Here is a 20038-nt window from a genome sequence, read left to right on the forward strand (position 1 = left end):
GGAGGCCAAACTATTGGTTGGTTCTTCCCTTGTTTGAGACAAACGTCCCAAGAAATTCCCCCCGTTGTAATGCAATCGGCAAGAGCCTTGGCTATGAGTTCTGGCTTCCTTCACTTCACGAGTGCTGCCGATGAAAGTCTTCACCTGCCTGGCTGCCGGTCTGAGCCTCTGCGCCCTGGCCGGCCAGGCCAGCGCCTGGTCGCAACCGACCCACAAGAACATCGTCAAGGATGCCCTGGCCTACATGAACTCCCCCTATGCGACAGGGGAGATGCGCGAGGCCTACCAGTTCTACGTGAGCGCCGCCGGTAGCGAGGCCAAGGCGGGCGAAATTCTCGGCCAGGCGGCCTACGACGTGGACGATTTCAAGGACACCCGTCTGGGCGGCTGGTGGGTCGGTTACGAGTACGCGCCGGTGTGGAACGCCGCTTCCGGGCTAGTGAACTACACCTCCTACTGGCACTTCCTCAACCTGACCCGCGACGGCGACGCCCACGGCAATGCCCATGGCGGCTACGACTATCGCTACCACAAGGTGGACGGTGGCATCGCCGATGTCGACTGGTACGCCATGGTTTATCTCTACAACCGCGAGCTGAAGCGGGAGGACTTCGACACCACCGAATCCCATTACCGCCGGGGCACCCGCTCCGACTGGCAAGGGCATTACGGTGACTTCCAGACCGCCGCCTTTCAGCCCATCGATAACCTCGCCGGTTACTGGTTCGACCAGTTCCGCGCCGCGCCCTCGCTGCAGACCATCGGCTACGCCCTGCACGCCACGGGCGATGTGGCGCAGCCGCACCACGTGTGGGTCACCTCGGCCAACGGCCACTCCAGCTGGGAAGGCTGGGTCGACGACCATTACGCCAGCGAAAAGCTCAACGATCCGGCGGCAGTGGCCAACCTCATCGGCCGCTATGACCCGAGCCGGAGCATCCGCGAGTTGCTGACCCAGACCGGTCAGGTCGCTTATGCCCACCCCGAGCCGCTCTACGACACTAGCTACGCGACGCGCCTGCGAGTAGCCAAGGAACTGATCCCGGAGTCCATCGCGCTCACCGTTACCGTGCTGACCAAGGGCGCCAGCAGCTTCAATGCGTCCGAAGGCATCTGAGGTGGGGCTGCGTCTGATCGCCGGCCTCGCGTTGGCGCTCTATCTGGGGGCTGCCCAGGCTCAACCCACTGCGACGGACCTGCGCATTAACGGCGACGTGCTGCCGGGCAGGAGCATCGCCCTGCTCGAACAGGTCCTCAGCCGGGTCAAGTTCAACACCGACCCACGGCAACTGCGCCGTGGGCTAGTGGAGAACCACCTGTTGGCCCGCGAGGTGGCGAGCGAAATGAACGTCCAGAATCGCGCTGACCTGGACGCCAGCGTCGAGATCGAAGCCGGCAACCTGCTGGAGCAGTACTACGGTCGCAGTGGTCGGCAGGACCTGCGACCCTTCCTGCGCCAGCCGCAGCCGCTCAGCGCCAAAGGTCTGCACGACACGCTGGCGCCTGCCTCCCGTGGGCTGGTGCAGAACAGCCTGGAACTCAGCCCGGAGCAACAGCGCGCGGCCGCGCAGGTGGAGCTGATCCGCTGGCAGTTTCCCGGCCAGCCCCAGCAGCACTTGGACCTGCTGTCTCTCTATCGAGGCGACAACATCCAGGGGCAGGTGGAATTGCAGCAGGGCAACCTGGAATACCTGGCGCGTCAGGTGCAGACCCGCGTGCAGCGCGATTACCTCTGGTACCGCTTGGGCCAGGACGGTTTCACCCCGGCGGAGCAGCAGGGCTTGAAGACCCTGGTGCGCGATCGCCTGGTACGCCAGCGCTACCTGCACCAGATCGGCTTGTACAGCGACTTCCACCACGAGTCCGACACCCTGCGCGAACTGGCGCGCACAGTCAGCGACGCCGAAGCCGGGGCCTACTACCAGCGCAACCAGGCGCGCTACCGCAACGTCGCCCAGGTGCAGGCTGCGCATATCCGCCTGCCGGACCAGGCCAGCGCTGACCGCGTCTACACCGAGTTGCAGCAGGGCCTGGATTTCGACGAGGCGGTGCGCCGCTATTCCCAAGCGGAGGACAAGGACCGCACGCCGCCGGGCGACCTCGGCCTGATCCGTCCCGAGAGCGGCCCGCTGGACCTCCTGCGCAAGACCGCGCTTATCCAGAAGGCCGACAGCCTGTCGCAACCCATGCGTATCGAGGGTGCCTTCGAGATAGTCCGGGTGCGCAGCCGCGAAGACCGCCAGCTGCCGCTCAGCGACCGCAGTGTTCGCTATGAGGTGAACCAGGCGGTGGCGCGGGAAAAGCTGGCTGCCGAGTTCGAGGCGCAACTGGGCCGATTGCTCACCGAGGCGCGGGTGGAAGGGCTATGAGGAGGTGGCTCGGCGTGGCCTTGGTCTGTAGCACGGCTGTTGCGGCGGCGGCCTGTGCAATTGTGTTGCTGACGCCGGGGCCGGAGATCCGGCCAGCGCCCTCGCCAAGACCAGCGTTGCAGCCGCAGCCCATTACCGTTTCCTCTCCAGTGCCTGCTCCGTCGCCCGCCCCGCTTGTCGAAAGTCGGCCCCCTGCCCTGGCCACGGCAGCACCGAGCACGGAGACACCAACCATGGACCAGGCCGAGGCCATGCTGCTCATGCAGTGGATGGCTGAGAAAGGCGACCCGCGCAGCCCAACCCTGGGCGGACTGAAGCCGCGTCAGGGAGCCACCACCGCCGAGCTGGCGGACCATCGCCAGTACGCGGCGTTGGAGGAGCGCCAGACCCGCGAACTGCTCCAGGCCTACGCCGGTGGTGTGCAACAGATTCCGGAGATTCGTGCACGCATCGAGGCGGCGGAGCAGAGTGGCGAACGCACTGCCATCGAACTGGACGAAGCGCGTGCCGCCCTGGCGCAACTGGAAGCCATGAAAGGGCGGCTGGAAAGTGAGGCGCCGCAGCTGCTGCCCAGCGACACCACGCCTCCCCCGGCGAAGCAATGACAACTGCGGAAAGCAACGGCCGCTTGCCGCTACCATGGAGGTCTTCGGCATTTAGTGAGGCGTGAACATGCAGGATTTCTCCACACCCCGCATCAAGGGCTTCCACGCCCACGTCTATTTCGACGCAGCCACCCTCGAGCAGGCACGTACCCTCTGCGAGGAGGCAGCTCGACGCTTCCCGTTGAAGATGGGCCGCGTTCACGAGAAACCCGTTGGCCCGCATCCCGACTGGAGCTGCCAACTGGCCTTCAAGCCCGAGCTGTTCGGTGCGGTGATTCCCTGGCTGGCGCTGAACCGCAACGGCCTCACGGTGCTGATCCACCCCATCACCGGCAGCGACCTGCGCGACCACCGCGACTACCCGATGTGGATGGGCGCGGTGCGGCCGCTGGACCTGAGCGGTCTGGAAGACGGTGAGATCGAGTACGAGCTCTGACCGAGGCGTAGGGTGGATCACACTTCACCGATCCACCGTCGGTGCCTGTTTCGGGCTCTGCTGGTGGACAGGACGTAGGATGGGTAGAGCGGAGCGAAACCCATGCTGGCGTGCCCGTAATTCTATGGGTTTCGCAGGCTCTACCCATCCTACGGTGCACCGCGCTCGGGCATGAAAAAAGCCGCTGCTCCCGTGAGGGGGCAGCGGCTTTCTGGTGCGACGCTGGCGTCAGGCGCGGGCGCCGCGCACGCCTTCGGCGAGGGTCTTGCAGAGGCTGAGCACGCCGTCCACGGCTTGCTCGGGGGTGGCGGCCTTGGCGATCTGGTCCACCAGGGCGGAGCCCACCACCACGCCGTCGGCCAGCCTGGCGATGTTGGCCGCGTGCTCGGCGCTGCGGATGCCGAAGCCGATTGCCACCGGCAGGTCGGTGTGGCGGCGCAGGCGGGTGACGGCTTCCTGTACGTGCTCCAGGGTGGCGGAGCCGGCACCGGTGACGCCGGCCACGGAGACGTAATAGACGAAGCCGGAACTGCCATTGAGCACGGTGGGCAGGCGCTGGTCGTCGGTGGTCGGGGTGGTCAGGCGGATGAAGTCGATGCCCGCGGCCTGGGCCGGGTGGCAGAGGTCTTCGTTGTGCTCCGGCGGCAGGTCGACCACGATCAGGCCGTCGACGCCGGCTTCCTTGGCGTCCGCGATGAAGCGGTCCACACCGTAGTAGTGGATGGGGTTGAAGTAGCCCATCAGCACCAGCGGGGTGTCCTGGTTGCCGGCACGGAATTCGCCAACCATCTGCAGGGTCTTGGCCAGGTTCTGCTTGCTGGCCAACGCGCGGATGTTGGCCAGCTGGATGGACGGGCCGTCGGCCATCGGGTCGGTGAAGGGCATGCCCAGTTCGATAACGTCGGCGCCGGCGTCCGGCAGGCCCTTGAGGATCGCCAGGGAGGCGTCGTAGTTCGGGTCGCCGGCGGTGACGAAGGTCACCAGGGCGGCGCGGTTCTGCTTTTTCAGTTCAGCAAAGCGAGTCTGCAAGCGGCTCATGCCTTGTGCTCCTGTTGCATGTGGTGCATCACGGTCTGCATGTCCTTGTCGCCGCGGCCGGAGAGGTTGACCACCATGATGTGGTCCTTCGGCAGGTTCGGCGCGCGCTTGAACACTTCGGCCAGGGCGTGGGAGCTCTCCAGCGCCGGGATGATGCCTTCCAGGCGGCAGCACTGGTGGAAGGCGTCGAGCGCTTCGTTATCGGTGATCGAGCAGTACTCGACGCGGCCGATGTCATGCAGCCAGGCGTGTTCAGGGCCGATGCCGGGATAGTCCAGGCCGGCGGAAATCGAGTGGGCGTCGATGATCTGGCCGTCCTCGTCCTGCAGCAGGAAGGTGCGGTTGCCGTGCAGCACGCCGGGCACGCCGCCGTTCAGGCTGGCCGCGTGCTTGCCGGTCTCGATGCCGTGGCCGGCCGCCTCGACGCCGATGATCTTGACGCTGGCGTCATCGAGGAAGGGGTGGAACAGGCCCATGGCGTTGGAGCCGCCACCGATGCAGGCGACCAGGCTGTCGGGCAGGCGGCCTTCCTGTTCGGCCAACTGGTCGCGGGTTTCCTTGCCGATCACGGCCTGGAAATCGCGGACCATGGCCGGGTAGGGGTGCGGGCCGGCGACGGTGCCGATCAGGTAGAAGGTGGTGTCGACGTTGGTCACCCAGTCGCGCAGGGCTTCGTTCATCGCGTCCTTCAGGGTGCCGGTGCCGGCAGTGACCGGGATCACCTCGGCGCCCAGCAGCTTCATGCGGAAGACGTTGGCCTGCTGGCGATCGATGTCGGTGGTGCCCATGTAGATCACGCATTGCAGGCCGAAGCGCGCGGCCACGGTGGCGGTGGCCACGCCATGCATGCCGGCGCCGGTCTCGGCGATGATGCGCTTCTTGCCCATGCGCCGGGCCAGGAGGATCTGGCCGATGCAGTTGTTGATCTTGTGCGCGCCGGTGTGGTTCAGCTCTTCGCGCTTGAGGTAGATCTTCGCGCCGCCGCAGTGCTCGGTCAGGCGCTCGGCGAAGTACAGCGGGCTCGGGCGGCCGACGTAGTCGCGCTGGAAGTAGGCCAGCTCTTTCTGGAATTCCGGATCATCCTTGGCCTTTTCGTACTCGCGGGCCAGGTCGTGGATCAGCGGCATCAGGGTCTCGGCGACATACTGGCCGCCGAAGGCGCCGAACAGGCCCTTGGCGTCAGGGCCGGTGCGCAATGAAGTCATGGTGGAACTCCTGGGAGTGTTATCCGATGGGGGCCATTCTACCCCTGGCCGGGCACCGGAAAAGCGATTAGATTGCTTTCACCTGTCAGTAAAACTCACGGATCGCCATGAGCCGAGACCTGCCCCCGTTAAATGCCCTGCGCGCCTTCGAGGCCGCTGCCCGGCTGCAGAGCATCAGCCGCGCAGCCGATGAACTGCACGTCACCCATGGCGCCGTGAGCCGTCAGGTGCGGATGTTGGAGGAAGAGTTGGGTATCGCCTTGTTCAGCAAGGACGGCCGCGGCGTAAAACTCACCGATGCCGGCCAGCGCCTGCGGGATGCCACCGGCGACGCCTTCGAGCGCCTGCGCGGCGTCTGCGCCGACCTCGCCAAGCGTAGCGAGGATGCGCCCTTCGTCCTCGGCTGCCCCGGCAGCCTGCTGGCGCGCTGGTTCATCCCGCGGCTGGACCGCCTCAACCGCGAACTGCCGGAGCTGCGCCTGCAACTCTCGGCCAGTGAAGGCGAACTGGACCCGCGCCGCCCTGGCGTCGACGCCACCCTCTGCTTCGCCGAACCGCCCTGGCCGAGCGACATGCGCGTATTCGAGCTGGCGGCCGAATCCATAGGACCGGTGCTTAGCCCGCGCTATGCCCGCCACGACCTCCTGGTGACCGGCGCGCCGTCCGCCTTGCTGGACGAAGCCCTGCTGCACACGGTGTCGCGTCCACAGGCCTGGCCCCAGTGGGCGGGTGCCCAGGGGCTGGATGCCGGCAGGCTGCGCCTCGGCCAGGGTTTCGAGCACCTCTATTACCTGCTGGAGGCAGCGGTGGCCGGCCTCGGCGTGGCCATCTCGCCGCAGCAGTTGGTGGCCGACGAACTGGCCTCCGGCCGTCTCGTAGCCCCCTGGGGCTTCGTCGAGACCCCGGCGCGCCTGGCGCTCTGGGTGCCGGCGCGGCAGCTGGATCGCCGCGCGGAGCAGTTGGCCAACTGGTTGCGCCAGTCGCTGTAGAGCAGGCCCGGCAGTCCAGATGCCTGCGCCGGGCTACTGCAACGACCAGCGCAGGGTCAGCATGGCATTGCGCGGCTCGCCGTACTGGTTGACCGCATAGGCGGTGTTGGAGCCGATGCTCTGGTAGTACTTCTTGTCGAAGACGTTGTTCAGGTTCAGGCGGACGTCGACCTGCTCCGACGCCTTGTAGTGGGTCATCAGGTCGACCAGGGTGTAGCCCTTCTGCTCGATGCGGAAGGGGGTTTCCGCGCCGTAGAAGTTATTGTCCTGGTTGTAGATGGTGTTCTGCCGGTAGACGCCGCCACCGATGGTCCAGCGGTCGAGCTCGCCGGGCAGTTGGTAGCTGGTGAAGGCCTTGAACATATGGCGCGGCAGTTCGGTGTCGAACAGGCGCCCCTGGTTGGTCTCGTCCTTGTGGTACTTGGCCTCGGTGTAGGTGTAGCCGGCGCCGATCTGCCAGCCGGGGGCGAGGCTGCCATTGATCTCCAGCTCGATGCCTTCGCTGCGCACCACCCCCGCCGCTTCATAGCAACTGGGCACCAGGTCCGAGCACTGGTTGCGCTCCAGCGACTGGGCGCGGTTCTCCTGGTCGATGCGGAAGATCGCCGTGCTGGCGTTGAGCCTGCCGTCGAAGTACTCGCCCTTGATGCCGAGCTCATGGTTCTTGCCTTCGATGGGCTTGAGGCCCTGACCGCTGGCGGTGAGCTCCGACTGCGGTTTGAAGATGTCGGTATAGCTGGCATACACCGAGTGATGCGGGTCGATGTCGTGGATCAGGCCGGCATAGCGCGTGACATGGCGGGTGACCTCGTAGCTCGACTGAGTGCTGCGGGCGCCGTTCCGGGTGGTGGCGTCGTAGTCGAACCAGTCGAGGCGGCCACCGACAATGAGCTTGAGGTCATCGCGCAGGTTGAGCCGCGAGGTGACGTAACCGCCCTTCTGCCGGGAGCTGCGCTCCTGCTGCCAGTAGCTCATGTCCAGGTCCCGCTTGGGCACGCTGTTGGGGTCCCAGGCGAAGATGTCCATGTCCAGCTCGTCATCCAGATAGTTGCCGTTGCCCTGGAAGATCAGCTCGCGCTGGCTGGCCCCGACGACCAGCTCGTGGCTGCGGCCGAACGCCTGAAAAGGCCCGGACAGGTAGGCGTCGTAGCTGTTCTGCCGGTCCTTGTAGCGGTACTGGCCGACATACTGGCCGAACTGGTCTTCGTCGACCCAGTAGATGCGCTCCACCTGGGTGCCGTGCATCGCCAGGTCCGACCAGGTGCGGCTGGCGGCGAGCAGCAGCTTCCAGTCATTGTCGAAGCGTTGCTCCAGGCGGGTGAACAGCGTGGTGTTGTCCTGGTCCCAGTACTCCCAGGCATTGCCCAGGTAGGTCGAGCGCGACAGATGCAGGTCACTGCCATCCGTCGCTGTCGGCAAGCCACCCCAGGAACTGGTGTTGTTGCTGTTCTGGTCGGAGGCGCCGAGGGTAAGGGTGGTCCAGTCGCTCAGGTCGGCCTCGCCGATGGCGTAGAGCACCGAGCGCTCGCTGTCGGCAACGTCCTGGAAGCTCTGCCTGGTCTGGTAGGCCGTGACCACTCGACCCCGCAAGGTGCCGGTCTCGTTGAGCGCATTCGAGGCATCCACCTCGGCGCGGTAGTTGTCCCAGCTGCCGGCGTTGCCGGTGATGGCCAGGTACGGGCTCGCGGTCGGGCGCTTTCTCACCAGGTTGATGGCCGCGGCGGGGTTGCCCGAGCCCTGCATCATGCCGGTGGCGCCGCGCACCACTTCGACACGGTCGTAAATCGCCATATCGGGCGAAGAGTTCATGTCCCGGCTGAGGTAGTGGGACAGCTCGCTGGACAGACCATCTGTCATCAGGCTTTCGACCGCGAACCCCCGCGCGTAGAAGTTGGGCCGCTGCGGGCCGTTCTTCGTCATCGAGATGCCCGGCGTGCTCTTGAGCACGTCCTCCAGGGTTTTCATGCCCTGGTCGTCCATCCGTTGGCGGGTGATCACGGTGACCGACTGCGGCGTCTCGCGAATCGACAACGGCAACTTGGTGGCGGTCTGCATCGCGCCGGTGGTGTAGGAACCGGTGCCTTCGGTGGTCTGCCCCAGGCTGGCGGCATCGATGCTGGTGGCGCCCAGCTCCAGGGCATCGCCCTTCTCGAGCCTCACCAGTACATAACGCTTTTCCCCCGCCTGCCTGATTTGCAGGCCACTGCCTTGCAACAGTTGGGCAAAGCCCTGGTCCAGCTCGTAGTCACCGTGCAGGCCTGGCGACTGCAGGCCGGCGGTTTCCGCGCTGCTGAAGCTGATGGTCACGCCGCTGGCGGCGGCGAACTGACTGAGTGTGGTGGCCAGGCTGTCGGCCGGGATGTCGTAGCCGAGCGGCTCGGCCCAGGCCGGTGTCAACGCCAGCAGCGAGCCGGACAGGCCCAGGGACAGCGCCGCATGGTGGATGTGGCGTGCAAGAAGGGAGGGTTGTACGGACATGAAAGGGTTCCTGTTCGGGGTGGCATGGGCCGTGTCTGATGCGCGCATGCAGGTGGAGCCGAGGCAGGAACGAAGATCTGTTACCCCTGAGGCTGAAATCTTTCTGTCCATTGTTTTGCAGTCGTAGGTGTGGCCGTGAGAATTGGCGGCGTCGGGCGCTGCAGCTGCGGATATCGAGGGGTATCAGCTCGGCTTGGCTTCAACCCTTACCCAGTACCGCGTCAGTCGGCGGACATGCACCGGCAATGAGTCCTGCAGATTCGCCAGCGCAGCGTCGCTGTCGTCCAGGTCGAAGGCGCCCGACAGGCGCAGTTCGGCAACCTCGGGCGCGCAGCCGAGATAGCCTTGGCGGTAGCGGGACAGTTCGGCGAGCAGGTCCTGCAGGCGCCAGTCCACCGCCACCAGCATGCCCTGGGTCCAGGCCGAGGGATTGGCCGCCATCGCACGCAGCGCCCCGGCCGTGTCGGCACTGAAGCTCAGGGCTTTGCCGGCCTCCACGCGTATCACTTGAGGTGTCGCCAGGCGCGGACGGACTTCCACCGCATGGGCCTCGACCGTTACCCGGGTCAGGCCATCGTCCTGACGCACGACGAAGCGCGTACCGAGGGCAAGGATGTGGCCCTCTTCGGTCTGTACGCTGAGCGGGCGCGGGTCCTTGGCGGTTTCCACGAGGATTTCTCCCCGGTGCAGACGAATCAGGCGCTGCCCGCCATCGAAGCGGATATCGACCCGGGTATCGGTGTTGAGATCGAGCCGGCTGCCATCGGCCAGGGTCAGCTGGCGCCGCTCACCGAGCCGCGTGGCGTAGTCCGCGTGCCATGGCGAGGCGCGGTAGCCCTGCCAGCCGACCACGCCGACGCCGAGCAGCATGGCGAGCATCTTCAAGGCGGCGCGACGCTGGTGGCGAGCCTGTTCCAGGGTCGTAGCCGCCACCCTTGCCGGGGCCTCGCCCAGGCGCTGCTGCAACCGCTCGATGCGTCTCCAGGCCTGGGCATGCCGAGGGTCGGCGGCCAGCCAGGCCTGCCAATCGTTCCGGGTGGAGTCGTTGGCAGCGCTGTCGTGCAGGCGCACATACCAGTCCACGGCCTGGATCAGGATGGCTTTCATGCGTCGTCCAGCAGCAGGCAGTGCATCAGCGCGCGGGCCAGGTGCTTGCGCACCGTGCTGACGGACACGCCCACCCGTGCGGCGGCCTTCTCGTAGCTGAGGCCGTCCAGCTGCACGGCGAGGAAGATGGCGCGGGTGCGCGCGCCCAGGCCGTCCAGCATGCGGTCGATGGCCAGCAGGCTGTCGAGGATCAGGGCGCGGGTCTCGGCCGAGGGCTCGTGGAGTTCGGGGCGGGTGGCGAGCACCTCCAGGTAGGCCTGCTCCAGGGAGCGGCGCCGGTACAGGTCGATCACCAGTCCGCGGGCGATGGTCGCCAGGTAGTGGCGCGGCTCGCGCAGGCTGCCGGCGGTGCGGGCCAAGAGCACACGGACGAAGGTGTCCTGGGCGAGGTCGGCGGCATCGGCGGAGTTGTTCAGGCGCAGGCGCAACCAGCCGCGCAACCAGCCGTGGTGATCGCGGTAGAGCGTATGTACGTGCTGTTGCAGTGTTGTGTTGGGAACTGCGATGGACACCCTTCCCTCCCTGCCTGGGTAAATGCAGATAAGAATTAATCGCAATTATAGCGACGCAGGCCCCGCTTTGTGAATATGCGGCCGGAGGGCGATGGCTGCCCCGACGGGCTGCGGCTGGCGAGCCAGAGCCCGTCGACGAACTCGCTTCGGTTCGCCTGGTGGCGCCCTGGGGCTTCGCCGGGATGCCGGCCCGGCAACTCGACCGTCGCGCTGAACGCCTGGCCCTGTGGTTACGTCAGGAACTGGCGGGCCGATAGCCGCATTCTTGGCTAGCCTTGCAGGGGAACCCATCCGTGCCTGCCACAGGAGATACGCCATGTCTGATCACCACACCTACAAGAAGATCGAGATCGTCGGTTCCTCGCGCAACAGCATCGACGAGGCGATCAACAACGCCCTGACCGAAGCATCGAGGACGATCCGCAACATGGACTGGTTCGAGGTTGTGGAAACTCGTGGGCATGTCGAAAACGGCCGGGTCGGCCACTACCAGGTGACCCTGAAGGTCGGCTTCCGGGTAAGCGACAGCTGACCGGCTCCGCCGGTCGGCGCTGACTCCGGGATGCGAGTTCCGGAGGAGCGCCGCCTCCCTCGGCGAATTGGGTTAGGCTCTGAGCGTCCGCCCCGCGGCCTTCCTGGAATCCGGCGTGGGGCGGATGGCTCGCGCGAGCCCGTCATCCATCACGAGGGAGCGTTACCCATGAAGAAACTGTTGTTGGCCGTTGGCCTGTTCACCCTGGCCGGTTCGGCCTTCGCCGCCGTAAAGCCCTGCGAGGAGCTCAAGGCCGAGATCGACGCCAAGCTCAAGGCCAAGGGCGTCACCTCCTACACCCTGGAAATCGTCGACAAGGGCAGCGCCGCCGGCAAACAGGTGGTGGGCACCTGCGAAGGCGGCAGCAAGGAGATCGTCTACCAGCGCAATTGATCGCCCTTCACCCGCCGGGCCGGCGCCGCGCGCCGGCCCAATCCTTACCTGCCGGTGCCCTGGTTACCGAAAAGTGCCTTCTAGCGGCCACCGGCGCCAATCCCTAGAGTAAGACCCACTGATTCACTCGGATAAGCGTCCGTGCCTGTCCCCTATCCAGGTCTTGCCCCATGACTGCCCTTTCCAAGCTGCCCTTGTCCGTTCTCGATCTGGCGCCCATCCGTGACCACGGCGGCGCTGCCCAGGCCCTGCACAACTCCCTGGAACTGGCTCGCCACGCCGAGCGCCTGGGTTTTTCGCGCTTCTGGGTGGCCGAGCACCACAACATGGACGGAATCGCCAGCTCGGCCACCGCCGTGCTGCTCGGTTATCTCGCTGCCAATACCTCGACCCTGCGCCTGGGTTCGGGCGGCATCATGCTGCCGAACCATGCGCCGCTGGTGGTCGCCGAGCAGTTCGGCACCCTCGCCACCCTCTATCCGGGCCGCATCGAACTGGGTCTGGGCCGCGCCCCGGGCGCCGACCAGCTCACCGCCCGTGCGTTGCGCCGCGACCGCCTGGGCAGCGCCGACGACTTTCCCCGGGACGTCGAGGAGTTGGAAACGCTCCTTGGTCCACGCCATCCGGGGCAGAAGGTGATCGCCATGCCGGGCGTGGACACCAATGTGCCCATCTGGCTGCTCGGCTCCAGCCTCTTCAGCGCCCAACTGGCCGGGCAAAAGGGTCTGCCCTACGCCTTCGCCTCGCACTTCGCGCCGCGCTACATGCACGAGGCGATTCGCGTCTACCGCAACCACTTCCGCCCTTCGGCGGTGCTCGAAAAGCCCTACGTGATGCTGGGCGTGCCCCTGGTGGCCGCGCCCACCGACGAAGAGGCGGAGTTCCTCGCCACCACCGTCTACCAGCGGGTGCTCGCCCTGATCCGCGGCGAAAGCCTGGTGCTGCGCCCGCCGGTGGAAAGCATGGCGGGTCGCTGGTTACCCCATGAGAAGGAGGCGGTGGGCAGTTTCCTGGCCATGGCCATGGTCGGTGGGCCGGAGAAGATCCGCGCGCGCCTGCAGGTGCTGCTGGAGCAGACCGAGGCGGATGAGCTGATCTTCACCTGCGATCTCTACCAGCACGAACACCGCCTGCGGGCGTTCGACATTCTCGCCAGCCTGCGCAACTGATTCAGAACGGTCCGCAGCGCGGGAAGATCTCGTGGCGGGAGAGGACATTGCGTTGCCCGTCATAGAGCCAGGCCATGGGCTGGTTGGCGGCGTTGCGCGCTTCCACGCGGTAGCGCTGGCCGGCCTGGAAGTTGTCGTAGCGCAGCTCCATGTAGCAGGTCAGGATGGTCGGTTCGGTATTCATGAAACCGCCCCCACCGCCAACCTCGAACTGGTAGCGCAACTCCAGCTCGTGCTTGCCGGGTAACACCTGGTAGTAGCGACCGTCATTCCAGCGCTTGCCGTCCAGCCGGTTCGCCATGAGGACGTCGCTGGGGTCGTGGCGGATGTCGACCCAGGCCATGCGTGGGTCGGGTTCGGGGAGCTTGCCGGCGCAGGCGGTCAGGCTGGCCAGCAGCATCAGGGCCAACAGCGTGCGCATCGTGGGACTCCTGCTGGGGTTGGGGCTTTCAGCATAACCCCATGCCGGAGTTTTCAGACATTGCCGCAGCGACTTTCCCGTGCCTTGGCCACTTCCTGGTTACGCTCGTCGTACAGGCGTGCCCAGGGGCGGAAGCCTATGCCGCCAGCCTGCAACTGATAGCGCTCGCCCGCGGCGAAGTTCGGGTAGGTCAACTTGAGCAGGCAGGTGCGGCGGTAGCTCGAACTGCCCTGGCCAATGTCGGGACCGCCCACCTCGAATTCCAGGCGTATTTCCAGTTCGTGATGACCGGGGCTGACCTGGAAATAGCGAGGGTCGGTCAGGGTCTTGTCGTCCACCCGGCTGGCTTCCATCACTTGGCCTTCCTGCCGCGAAAGGGAGACCCAGGCCTGATTCGGATCATGGCTGGGCATCAGCAGGGCACAGCCGCCGAGACTCAGCAGCAGCAGGGAAGCAAGCAGAGGACGCATGGAAGACTCCAACAGGGATATGGCAGTCGGTGGCTCTGATGCGCTAGTTTCGCGACATGTCGACCACCCTTCTTATCGAATTGCTTGACCGCATCCACCGGCCTCTGGTTCCCCTGCTGGGCGCCTTGCTGCTGAACGGTTGCTCCACCCTGGACTACTACAGCCAGTTGGCCCGCGGGCAACTGGACCTGCTGCGCTCCCGCCAGAGCGTGCAAGCGCTGATCGACGACCCGTCCCAGGACGCCGGGCTGCGTCGACGCCTGGCCGAGGCGCAGGAAGCCCGTGCCTTTGCCAGCGCCAAGCTAGGCCTGCCGGATAACGGCAGCTATCGGGTCTATGCCGATATTCACCGGCCCTACGTCGTCTGGAACCTGTTCGCCACCGAAGAGTTTTCCCTGCAGCCGGAGACCCACTGCTTTCCCATCGCCGGGTGCGTCGCCTATCGCGGCTACTACCAGTTGGGCCGGGCCCGGGGCGCGGCCGCCCTGCTCAGGGAACAGGGACTGGACACCTGGGTTGGAGGCGTCGAGGCCTATTCCACTCTGGGCTGGTTCGACGATCCGATCCTTAACACCATGTTGCGCCGGAACGATGACCGCCTCGCTGCGCTGATCTTCCACGAACTGGCCCACCAGCGGTTGTACGTGCCGGGGGACACCGCCTTCAATGAATCCTTCGCCAGCTTCGTCGAGCGTGAGGGGCTGCGCCAATGGCGCGCCAGCCGTGGCCTGGGGCCCCTGGACGAGGAGGCAGCCGAGCGCCGCGACGCCCTCACGCGACTGGTGCTGGACACTCGCGAGCGGCTGGAAAGCCTCTACGCCCGTGACCTTCCAGCCGAACGGATGCGCCGGGCCAAGGCCGCCGAGTTCGAGCGCCTGCGCCGCGACTACCGGGAAGTGCGTGATCGCCAATGGGGTGGCTCCAGCACTTTTGACACGTGGGTGGAAGGTCCGTTGAACAATGCCAAGCTGCTCCCCTTCGGCCTCTACGACCAGTGGGTGCCGGCCTTCGCCAGGCTGTTCCATGAAGCGGGCGGGAGCTGGCCAGGGTTCTATGAACGGGCGCGGGAGTTGGGGCAGTTGCCCCTGGCGGAACGAGCCCAGGCACTGGAAAGCCTGATGGCAAAGCGCTAGAACTTGCCTGGCTGGCCGTCAGTCGAACGATTAGGACATCTAGGAAAGGGAGTAATCGATGAAGAGAATTGCTGTAGTCCTCATGCTGGGAACGCTGGCGGGTACGGCCTTCGCGGCTCCCAAATCCTGCGAGGAGCTCAAGCAGGAAATCGAAGTGAAGATCCAGGCCGCCGGGGTGACCAGCTATACCTTGGAAATCGTGCCCAACGCCGAAGTGAAGGACCAGAACATGGTGGTCGGCTCCTGTGAGAACGGTACCAAGAAGATCATCTACCAGCGCAATAGTGACTGATCCCCCGGACGGCAGGGGGCCTTTGTAGGAGCGAATTCATTCGCGAAAGGCCGCGCAGCGGCCCCCTGGGAATACCGCAGGGCAGGTCTTCGACCTGCATCGCGATTGAAATCGCTCCCACAGAATGCGACATCGCTCCCCTTCAACCAAACGCCCGTTCCAGCTCCTCCAGGCTGGCGAAGTAGTAGGCCGGCGCTTCCCCCAGCAGCTCCTCGCGGCTGCCGAACCCATACCCCACTCCCGCCCCGTGCAGGCCATTGCGGTGGGCGCCGATCAGGTCGTGCTTGCGGTCGCCGACCATCAGGGTGTCGCTGCGCTCCAGGCTTTCCTCCTCCAGCAGGTGGCGGATCAGCTCGACCTTGTCGGTACGGGTGCCGTCCAGTTCGCTGCCGTAGATGTGCTTGAAGTGCCGGTCGAAGCCGAAGTGTCGTGCGATTTCGCGGGCGAAGACGGTCGGCTTGCTGGTGGCGATGTAGAGGGTGCGGCCCTGCTCGCGCAGGCGTCCAAGCAGCGCGTCGATGCCGTCGAACACGCGGTTCTCGTAGAGCCCGGTGACCTTGAAGCGCTCGCGGTAATGGTTCACCGCTTCCCAGGCGCGGGCTTCGTCGAGGCTGTAGGTCTGCATGAAGCACTGCAGCAGCGGCGGGCCGATGAAATGTTCCAGCCGAGCCAGATCCGGCTCATGGATATCCAGCCTGGCCAGGGCGTACTGCACCGAGCGGGTGATGCCCTCGCGCGGGTCTGTGAGGGTGCCGTCGAGGTCGAAGAGGATGTTCTGGTAGTGCATCTTTGCGGCCTCAGACTCCGTAGCCTTCGGCGATATGCAGATCCTTCAGCTTCACGTAGTTCGCGGCGCTGTAGGTGAAGAAGGCCTTTTCCTTGTCGGAGAGCGCGCGGGCCTGTTTTACCGGGCTGCCGACATAGAGGTAGCCGCTTTCCAGACGCTTGCCCGGCGGCACCAGGCTGCCGGCGCCGAGCACCACGTCGTCCTCGATCACCGCACCGTCCATGACGATGCTGCCCATGCCGATCAGCACCCGGCTGCCCACGCTGCAGCCGTGCAGCAGCGCCTTGTGGCCAATGGTCACGTCGTCGCCGATTTCCAGGGGGTAGCCGTCCGGGTTGAAGGGACCGGAGTGGGTGATGTGCAGCACGCTGCCGTCCTGCACGCTGGTGCGCGCGCCGATGCGGATGCGGTGCATGTCGCCGCGAATGGTCACCAGCGGCCAGACCGAGCTGTCGTCACCCAGTTGGACGTCGCCAATGACCACGGCGGAGGCGTCGACAAAGGCCCGCTTGCCGAGCTGTGGGGTGAGTCCCTGGTAGGTTCTGATCGGGTTCATGGCAATTCCTGAGGCTGCGGAGTGCGCCGATTGTAATTAAGATGGCTGTTATTGACCCAGCAAACCTTGGCGACGGTTCCTTGGCTACACCCCTTTCCGGCACGAGTGTCAATAATCTGGCATAATGCATGGCCGCCTTTGGAAAAGGAGAGCGTTTATGACTACCTTGCGTATCAGATCATCTGCAAGCAGGGCCAAACCTCAAGCGGCAACGGAAACTCGTGAATCCCTCGCAGCTCATGTCGCAGCCTATCTGCGTCGCGGTGGCGAGATTCAGAAGATCGCCAGGGGCATCAGCGGTCTGCCAACGAACGGTTCCTGGCATATGTCCCGAACCAGAAGAAGAAAATGATTTTCGAGGGGGCCTTGCGCCCCCTCTCTCATTCTTGCTGCTCTATCAACCCCACCCAGACGCAACAGGTGAATGCCGTGAGCTCCAGCAATCCCCTCCTGCAGGACTTCGACCTGCCGCCCTACTCCTCGATCCGCCCCGAGCACGTCCAGCCCGCCATCGAGACGGTGCTCGCCGACAACCGCGCCGCCATTGCCGCGCTGCTGGAGCAGCAGGACGGCACCCCGACCTGGCAGGGCCTGGTGCTGGCGCTGGACGAACTGGGCGAGCGCCTGGGCCGTGCCTGGAGCCCGGTGAGCCACCTGAATGCCGTGTGCAACAGCGCCGAGCTGCGCGCCGCTTACGAGGCCTGCCTGCCCAAGCTGTCCGAGTACTGGACCGAACTCGGCCAGAATCGCGAGTTGTTCCAGGTCTACGAGGCCCTGGCCAGCGGCCCCGAAGCCGCAGGTTTCGAGGTGGCGCAGAAGACCATCCTCGAGCACGCCCTGCGTGACTTCCGCCTGTCCGGCATCGACCTGCCGGCCGACCAGCAGGAGCGCTACGGCGAGATCCAGATGAAGCTGTCCGAGCTGGGCAGCCGCTTTTCCAACCAGCTGCTCGACGCCACCCAGGCCTGGACCAAGGAAGTCCATGACGAGGCCGCGTTGGCCGGCCTGACCGACTCGGCCAAGGCGCAGATGAAGCAGGCCGCCGAGGCCAAGGGGTTGGGCGGCTGGCTGATCACCCTGGAATTCCCCAGCTATTACGCGGTGATGACCTACGCCGATGACCGCGCCCTGCGCGAAGAGGTCTACACCGCCTACAGCACCCGCGCCTCCGACCAGGGCCCGAATGCCGGCCAGCACGACAACGGCCCGGTGATGGCCGAGATCCTCGTCCTGCGCCAGGAACTGGCCAGGCTGCTGGGCTTCGCCCACTTCTCCGACCTCAGCCTGGCCACCAAGATGGCCGAGTCCACCGACCAGGTGCTGGGCTTCCTCCGCGACCTCGCCAAGCGCAGCAAGCCCTTCGCCGCCCAAGACCTGGAAGAGCTCAGGGCCTTCGCCGCCGAGCGCGGCGTCGCCGATCTGCAGAGCTGGGACGTGGGTTACTTCAGCGAGAAGCTGCGCGAGCAGCGCTACAGCATTTCCCAGGAAACCCTGCGCGCCTACTTCCCCATCGACAAGGTGCTGTCCGGTCTCTTCGCCATCGTGCAGAAGCTCTACGGCATCGAGATCAGGGAGCTCTCGGGCTTCGATACCTGGCACCCCGACGTGCGCCTGTTCGAGATCAGCGAGAACGGCCAGCACGTCGGCCGCTTCTTCTTCGACCTCTACGCCCGTGCCAACAAGCGCGGCGGCGCCTGGATGGACGGCGCTCGCGACAAGCGCAGATCGACCAGAGGTGAACTGATCAGCCCGGTGGCGAACCTGGTCTGCAACTTCACTCCGGCGGTGGGCGACAAGCCGGCCCTGCTGACCCACGACGAAGTCACCACCCTCTTCCATGAGTTCGGCCACGGCCTGCACCACCTGCTGACCCGTGTCGAGCACGCCGGCGCTTCCGGCATCAACGGCGTGGCCTGGGACGCAGTGGAGCTGCCCAGCCAGTTCATGGAGAACTGGTGCTGGGAGCCTGAAGGCCTGGCACTGATCTCCGGTCACTACCAGACCGGCGAGCCCTTGCCCCAGGACCTGCTGGACAAGATGCTGGCGGCGAAGAACTTCCAGTCCGGCCTGATGATGGTGCGCCAGCTGGAGTTCTCCCTGTTCGACTTCGAACTGCACGCCACCCATGGCGACGGTCGTAGTGTGCTGGACGTGCTGGAAACGATCCGCGATGAAGTGGCGGTGATGCGTCCGCCGGCCTTCAACCGCTTCGCCAACAGCTTCGCACACATCTTTGCCGGCGGTTACGCGGCCGGTTACTACAGCTACAAGTGGGCCGAAGTGCTGTCCGCCGACGCCTTCTCCCGCTTCGAGGAGGAAGGTGTGCTCAACCCGGCGACCGGCCGCGCCTTCCGCGAGGCGATCCTGGCCCGCGGCGGCTCCCAGGAGCCCATGGTGCTGTTCGTCGATTTCCGCGGCCGCGAGCCTTCCATCGATGCCCTGCTGCGCCATAGCGGCCTGACGGAGGACGCGGCATGACCGCCACCAAGAAGCGCTTCATCGCCGGGGCCGTCTGCCCGGCGTGCAGCGAAATGGACAAGATCCAGATGTGGGACGAGGACGGCGTGCCGCACCGTGAGTGCGTGGCCTGCGGCTATGCCGACACCCTCAACGCCCAGGGCCAGTCGATACCCAAGGAGCTGGGTACGCGGGTCAACCAGCCCAAGGCCAAGGCGGCCGATCCGAAGGTCCAGGGGGTGCAGTTCTTCCCCAATCCCAAGTTGAAGAAACCCAGCGAGTGATGTGAAAGCCAAGGAGGGCGTATGTGGCATCTGGTTTGTGGTGATATGGCGGTCGAAGGCGTTATCCGCGTCATAGGTGATGCCGCTGCGCGAGGATTGCGCGTCCTGCGCGATGACCTGGCGGTGGGGTCGCTGGCGGACGTCGAGCGACCGCCCTGTACCGGCCGCGCGCAGTTCTGGCTGGACGTCTGGCCGGACACGGTGACGCCCCGGCCGGACTTCGCTCCTGGGCTGAGCGCCGATGCCGACTGGCTCGCCGGATTGGCGAGCCAGTCGCAGCCGGTCACCGTCTGGCATGGCGACAGTTGTTCCGAACAGCTGCTGCTCGCCAGGGTGGCCGCCGCCCTGGCGCATAGCGAGCTGCCGTTCTGGGAGGTGCCCTGTGGCACGGGCGACAGCAGCGTCCGCAAGCGCCGCGCGGTGGGCATGATCGAGCCCGAGGCTCTGGGCGCCTACTACTTGCCGCGCTTGGTCGACGCCGAGCGCAAACAGCGACTCGCCGCCCAGTGGCGCGCCGCCGTGACCGCCAATGCCGCTATCCGTCGCTGGCGCGATGGCGACTTCCAGGGTGAGGACCACAGCACCGTCGATGCCGTCCTCCTGGCCGCCTGCACGCCCGAATGGCAACCGCTGCCACGGGTGATGGCCGAGGTCATGGCGGGCTGCGATGGATTCTTCGTCACCGATTTCTTCGCCTTCTGGCGCGCCCGCGAACTGGCGGCCCGGGGCTGTGTCGAACTGGCCGGACATGGATGGCAGCATGGCTATGGCGGCCTCAGCGTTCGCCTGACTTGAGGCGAACGGC

The 20038-nt window shown here is 65.8% G+C and carries 23 protein-coding genes and 1 pseudogene; 15 read left to right on the top strand and 9 right to left on the bottom strand.

Annotation, left to right across the window (positions count from 1 at the left end):
• Positions 1-130 precede the first annotated feature (130 nt).
• From E8F11_RS27635 to E8F11_RS27650, 4 genes are all read left to right on the top strand, one after another.
• The gene (locus E8F11_RS27635) at positions 131-1117 is read left to right on the top strand and encodes a hypothetical protein (RefSeq protein ID WP_280292103.1); all 987 of its coding nucleotides are present in this window, start codon (positions 131-133) and stop codon (positions 1115-1117) included.
• Positions 1098-2369, top strand: a complete 1272-nt coding sequence (locus tag E8F11_RS27640) for a peptidylprolyl isomerase (RefSeq protein ID WP_280292104.1) — start codon at positions 1098-1100, stop codon at positions 2367-2369. Before E8F11_RS27635 ends, E8F11_RS27640 begins: the two co-directional genes overlap by 20 nt.
• A gap of 233 nt (positions 2370-2602) precedes the next feature.
• Entirely contained in the window at positions 2603-2974 is a 372-nt protein-coding gene (locus E8F11_RS27645) for a hypothetical protein (protein ID WP_280292105.1), read from the top strand.
• A gap of 67 nt (positions 2975-3041) precedes the next feature.
• Entirely contained in the window at positions 3042-3410 is a 369-nt protein-coding gene (locus E8F11_RS27650; protein WP_280292106.1) for a DOPA 4,5-dioxygenase family protein, read from the top strand.
• Between the two features lie 228 nt (positions 3411-3638).
• On the opposite strand, the gene trpA is transcribed toward E8F11_RS27650, so the two are convergent.
• Together trpA and trpB are read right to left on the bottom strand one after the other, a co-directional pair.
• Entirely contained in the window at positions 3639-4448 is an 810-nt protein-coding gene (gene trpA, locus E8F11_RS27655; protein WP_280292107.1) for a tryptophan synthase subunit alpha, read from the bottom strand.
• Positions 4445-5653: a tryptophan synthase subunit beta gene (gene trpB, locus E8F11_RS27660; RefSeq protein ID WP_280292108.1), complete on the bottom strand. Its 1209-nt coding sequence runs from the start codon at positions 5651-5653 to the stop codon at positions 4445-4447. Before trpB ends, trpA begins: the two co-directional genes overlap by 4 nt.
• Before the next feature lie 107 nt (positions 5654-5760).
• Here trpB and E8F11_RS27665 point away from each other — a divergent pair, with 107 nt between their 5' ends.
• The gene (locus E8F11_RS27665) at positions 5761-6642 is read left to right on the top strand and encodes a LysR family transcriptional regulator (RefSeq protein WP_280292109.1); all 882 of its coding nucleotides are present in this window, start codon (positions 5761-5763) and stop codon (positions 6640-6642) included.
• Between the two features lie 33 nt (positions 6643-6675).
• Here E8F11_RS27665 and E8F11_RS27670 read toward each other — a convergent pair whose 3' ends face one another.
• The 3 genes from E8F11_RS27670 to E8F11_RS27680 form a co-directional block, all read right to left on the bottom strand.
• Complete coding sequence (locus E8F11_RS27670) at positions 6676-9120, bottom strand: TonB-dependent siderophore receptor (RefSeq protein ID WP_280292110.1); 2445 nt, start codon at positions 9118-9120, stop codon at positions 6676-6678.
• 183 nt (positions 9121-9303) lie between these two features.
• Positions 9304-10227, bottom strand: a complete 924-nt coding sequence (locus E8F11_RS27675; protein ID WP_280292111.1) for a FecR domain-containing protein — start codon at positions 10225-10227, stop codon at positions 9304-9306.
• Entirely contained in the window at positions 10224-10733 is a 510-nt protein-coding gene (locus E8F11_RS27680) for a sigma-70 family RNA polymerase sigma factor (protein ID WP_280292205.1), read from the bottom strand. The genes E8F11_RS27675 and E8F11_RS27680 overlap by 4 nt, the downstream gene beginning before the upstream one ends.
• A gap of 140 nt (positions 10734-10873) precedes the next feature.
• On the opposite strand from E8F11_RS27680, the pseudogene E8F11_RS27685 reads away from it, so the two are divergent.
• The 4 genes and pseudogenes from E8F11_RS27685 to E8F11_RS27700 all read left to right on the top strand — a co-directional run.
• Positions 10874-10996: pseudogene (locus E8F11_RS27685) on the top strand (LysR family transcriptional regulator); the annotation flags it as partial.
• 59 nt (positions 10997-11055) lie between these two features.
• The gene (locus tag E8F11_RS27690; RefSeq protein ID WP_280292112.1) at positions 11056-11271 is read left to right on the top strand and encodes a dodecin; all 216 of its coding nucleotides are present in this window, start codon (positions 11056-11058) and stop codon (positions 11269-11271) included.
• A 168-nt stretch (positions 11272-11439) separates the two neighbouring features.
• Complete coding sequence (locus tag E8F11_RS27695) at positions 11440-11664, top strand: DUF1161 domain-containing protein (RefSeq protein ID WP_280292113.1); 225 nt, start codon at positions 11440-11442, stop codon at positions 11662-11664.
• A 170-nt stretch (positions 11665-11834) separates the two neighbouring features.
• Complete coding sequence (locus tag E8F11_RS27700) at positions 11835-12833, top strand: LLM class flavin-dependent oxidoreductase (RefSeq protein WP_280292114.1); 999 nt, start codon at positions 11835-11837, stop codon at positions 12831-12833.
• Between the two features lies 1 nt (position 12834).
• Here the strand turns inward: E8F11_RS27700 and E8F11_RS27705 are convergent, their stop codons facing one another.
• Positions 12835-13254 carry a hypothetical protein gene (locus E8F11_RS27705; protein WP_280292115.1) on the bottom strand — a complete coding sequence of 140 codons (420 nt, stop codon included), beginning with the start codon at positions 13252-13254 and terminating at the stop codon, positions 12835-12837.
• A gap of 53 nt (positions 13255-13307) precedes the next feature.
• Positions 13308-13724, bottom strand: coding sequence for a hypothetical protein (locus E8F11_RS27710; protein ID WP_280292116.1), 417 nt, complete (start codon positions 13722-13724; stop codon positions 13308-13310).
• A gap of 56 nt (positions 13725-13780) precedes the next feature.
• Between E8F11_RS27710 and E8F11_RS27715 the strand changes: the two genes are divergently transcribed.
• Together E8F11_RS27715 and E8F11_RS27720 are read left to right on the top strand one after the other, a co-directional pair.
• Complete coding sequence (locus tag E8F11_RS27715) at positions 13781-14857, top strand: aminopeptidase (protein WP_280292117.1); 1077 nt, start codon at positions 13781-13783, stop codon at positions 14855-14857.
• A gap of 58 nt (positions 14858-14915) precedes the next feature.
• A complete protein-coding gene (locus tag E8F11_RS27720; RefSeq protein WP_280292118.1) occupies positions 14916-15149 on the top strand; it encodes a DUF1161 domain-containing protein in 234 nt (77 codons plus the stop codon).
• A 142-nt stretch (positions 15150-15291) separates the two neighbouring features.
• Here the strand turns inward: E8F11_RS27720 and E8F11_RS27725 are convergent, their stop codons facing one another.
• Both E8F11_RS27725 and E8F11_RS27730 read right to left on the bottom strand, forming a co-directional pair.
• The gene (locus tag E8F11_RS27725; RefSeq protein WP_280292119.1) at positions 15292-15936 is read right to left on the bottom strand and encodes an HAD family hydrolase; all 645 of its coding nucleotides are present in this window, start codon (positions 15934-15936) and stop codon (positions 15292-15294) included.
• A 10-nt stretch (positions 15937-15946) separates the two neighbouring features.
• Positions 15947-16492 carry a gamma carbonic anhydrase family protein gene (locus tag E8F11_RS27730; protein WP_280292120.1) on the bottom strand — a complete coding sequence of 182 codons (546 nt, stop codon included), beginning with the start codon at positions 16490-16492 and terminating at the stop codon, positions 15947-15949.
• A gap of 157 nt (positions 16493-16649) precedes the next feature.
• Between E8F11_RS27730 and E8F11_RS27735 the strand changes: the two genes are divergently transcribed.
• The 4 genes from E8F11_RS27735 to E8F11_RS27750 all read left to right on the top strand — a co-directional run bounded on the left by E8F11_RS27735 (position 16650) and on the right by E8F11_RS27750 (position 20028).
• A complete protein-coding gene (locus E8F11_RS27735; RefSeq protein WP_280292121.1) occupies positions 16650-16844 on the top strand; it encodes a hypothetical protein in 195 nt (64 codons plus the stop codon).
• Positions 16845-16921: 77 nt separating this feature from the next.
• Positions 16922-18970 carry an oligopeptidase A gene (gene prlC / locus E8F11_RS27740; protein ID WP_280292122.1) on the top strand — a complete coding sequence of 683 codons (2049 nt, stop codon included), beginning with the start codon at positions 16922-16924 and terminating at the stop codon, positions 18968-18970.
• Positions 18967-19233 carry a YheV family putative zinc ribbon protein gene (locus E8F11_RS27745; RefSeq protein WP_280292123.1) on the top strand — a complete coding sequence of 89 codons (267 nt, stop codon included), beginning with the start codon at positions 18967-18969 and terminating at the stop codon, positions 19231-19233. The genes prlC and E8F11_RS27745 overlap by 4 nt, the downstream gene beginning before the upstream one ends.
• 21 nt (positions 19234-19254) lie before the next feature.
• Positions 19255-20028 (top strand): DUF3658 domain-containing protein, encoded by a 774-nt coding sequence (locus tag E8F11_RS27750; protein ID WP_280292124.1) that lies wholly within the window; start codon positions 19255-19257, stop codon positions 20026-20028.
• The last annotated feature ends 10 nt before the right edge of the window (positions 20029-20038 follow it).

The sequence above is a fragment of the Pseudomonas sp. BN417 genome (assembly GCF_029871205.1).
Lineage (GTDB): Bacteria > Pseudomonadota > Gammaproteobacteria > Pseudomonadales > Pseudomonadaceae > Metapseudomonas.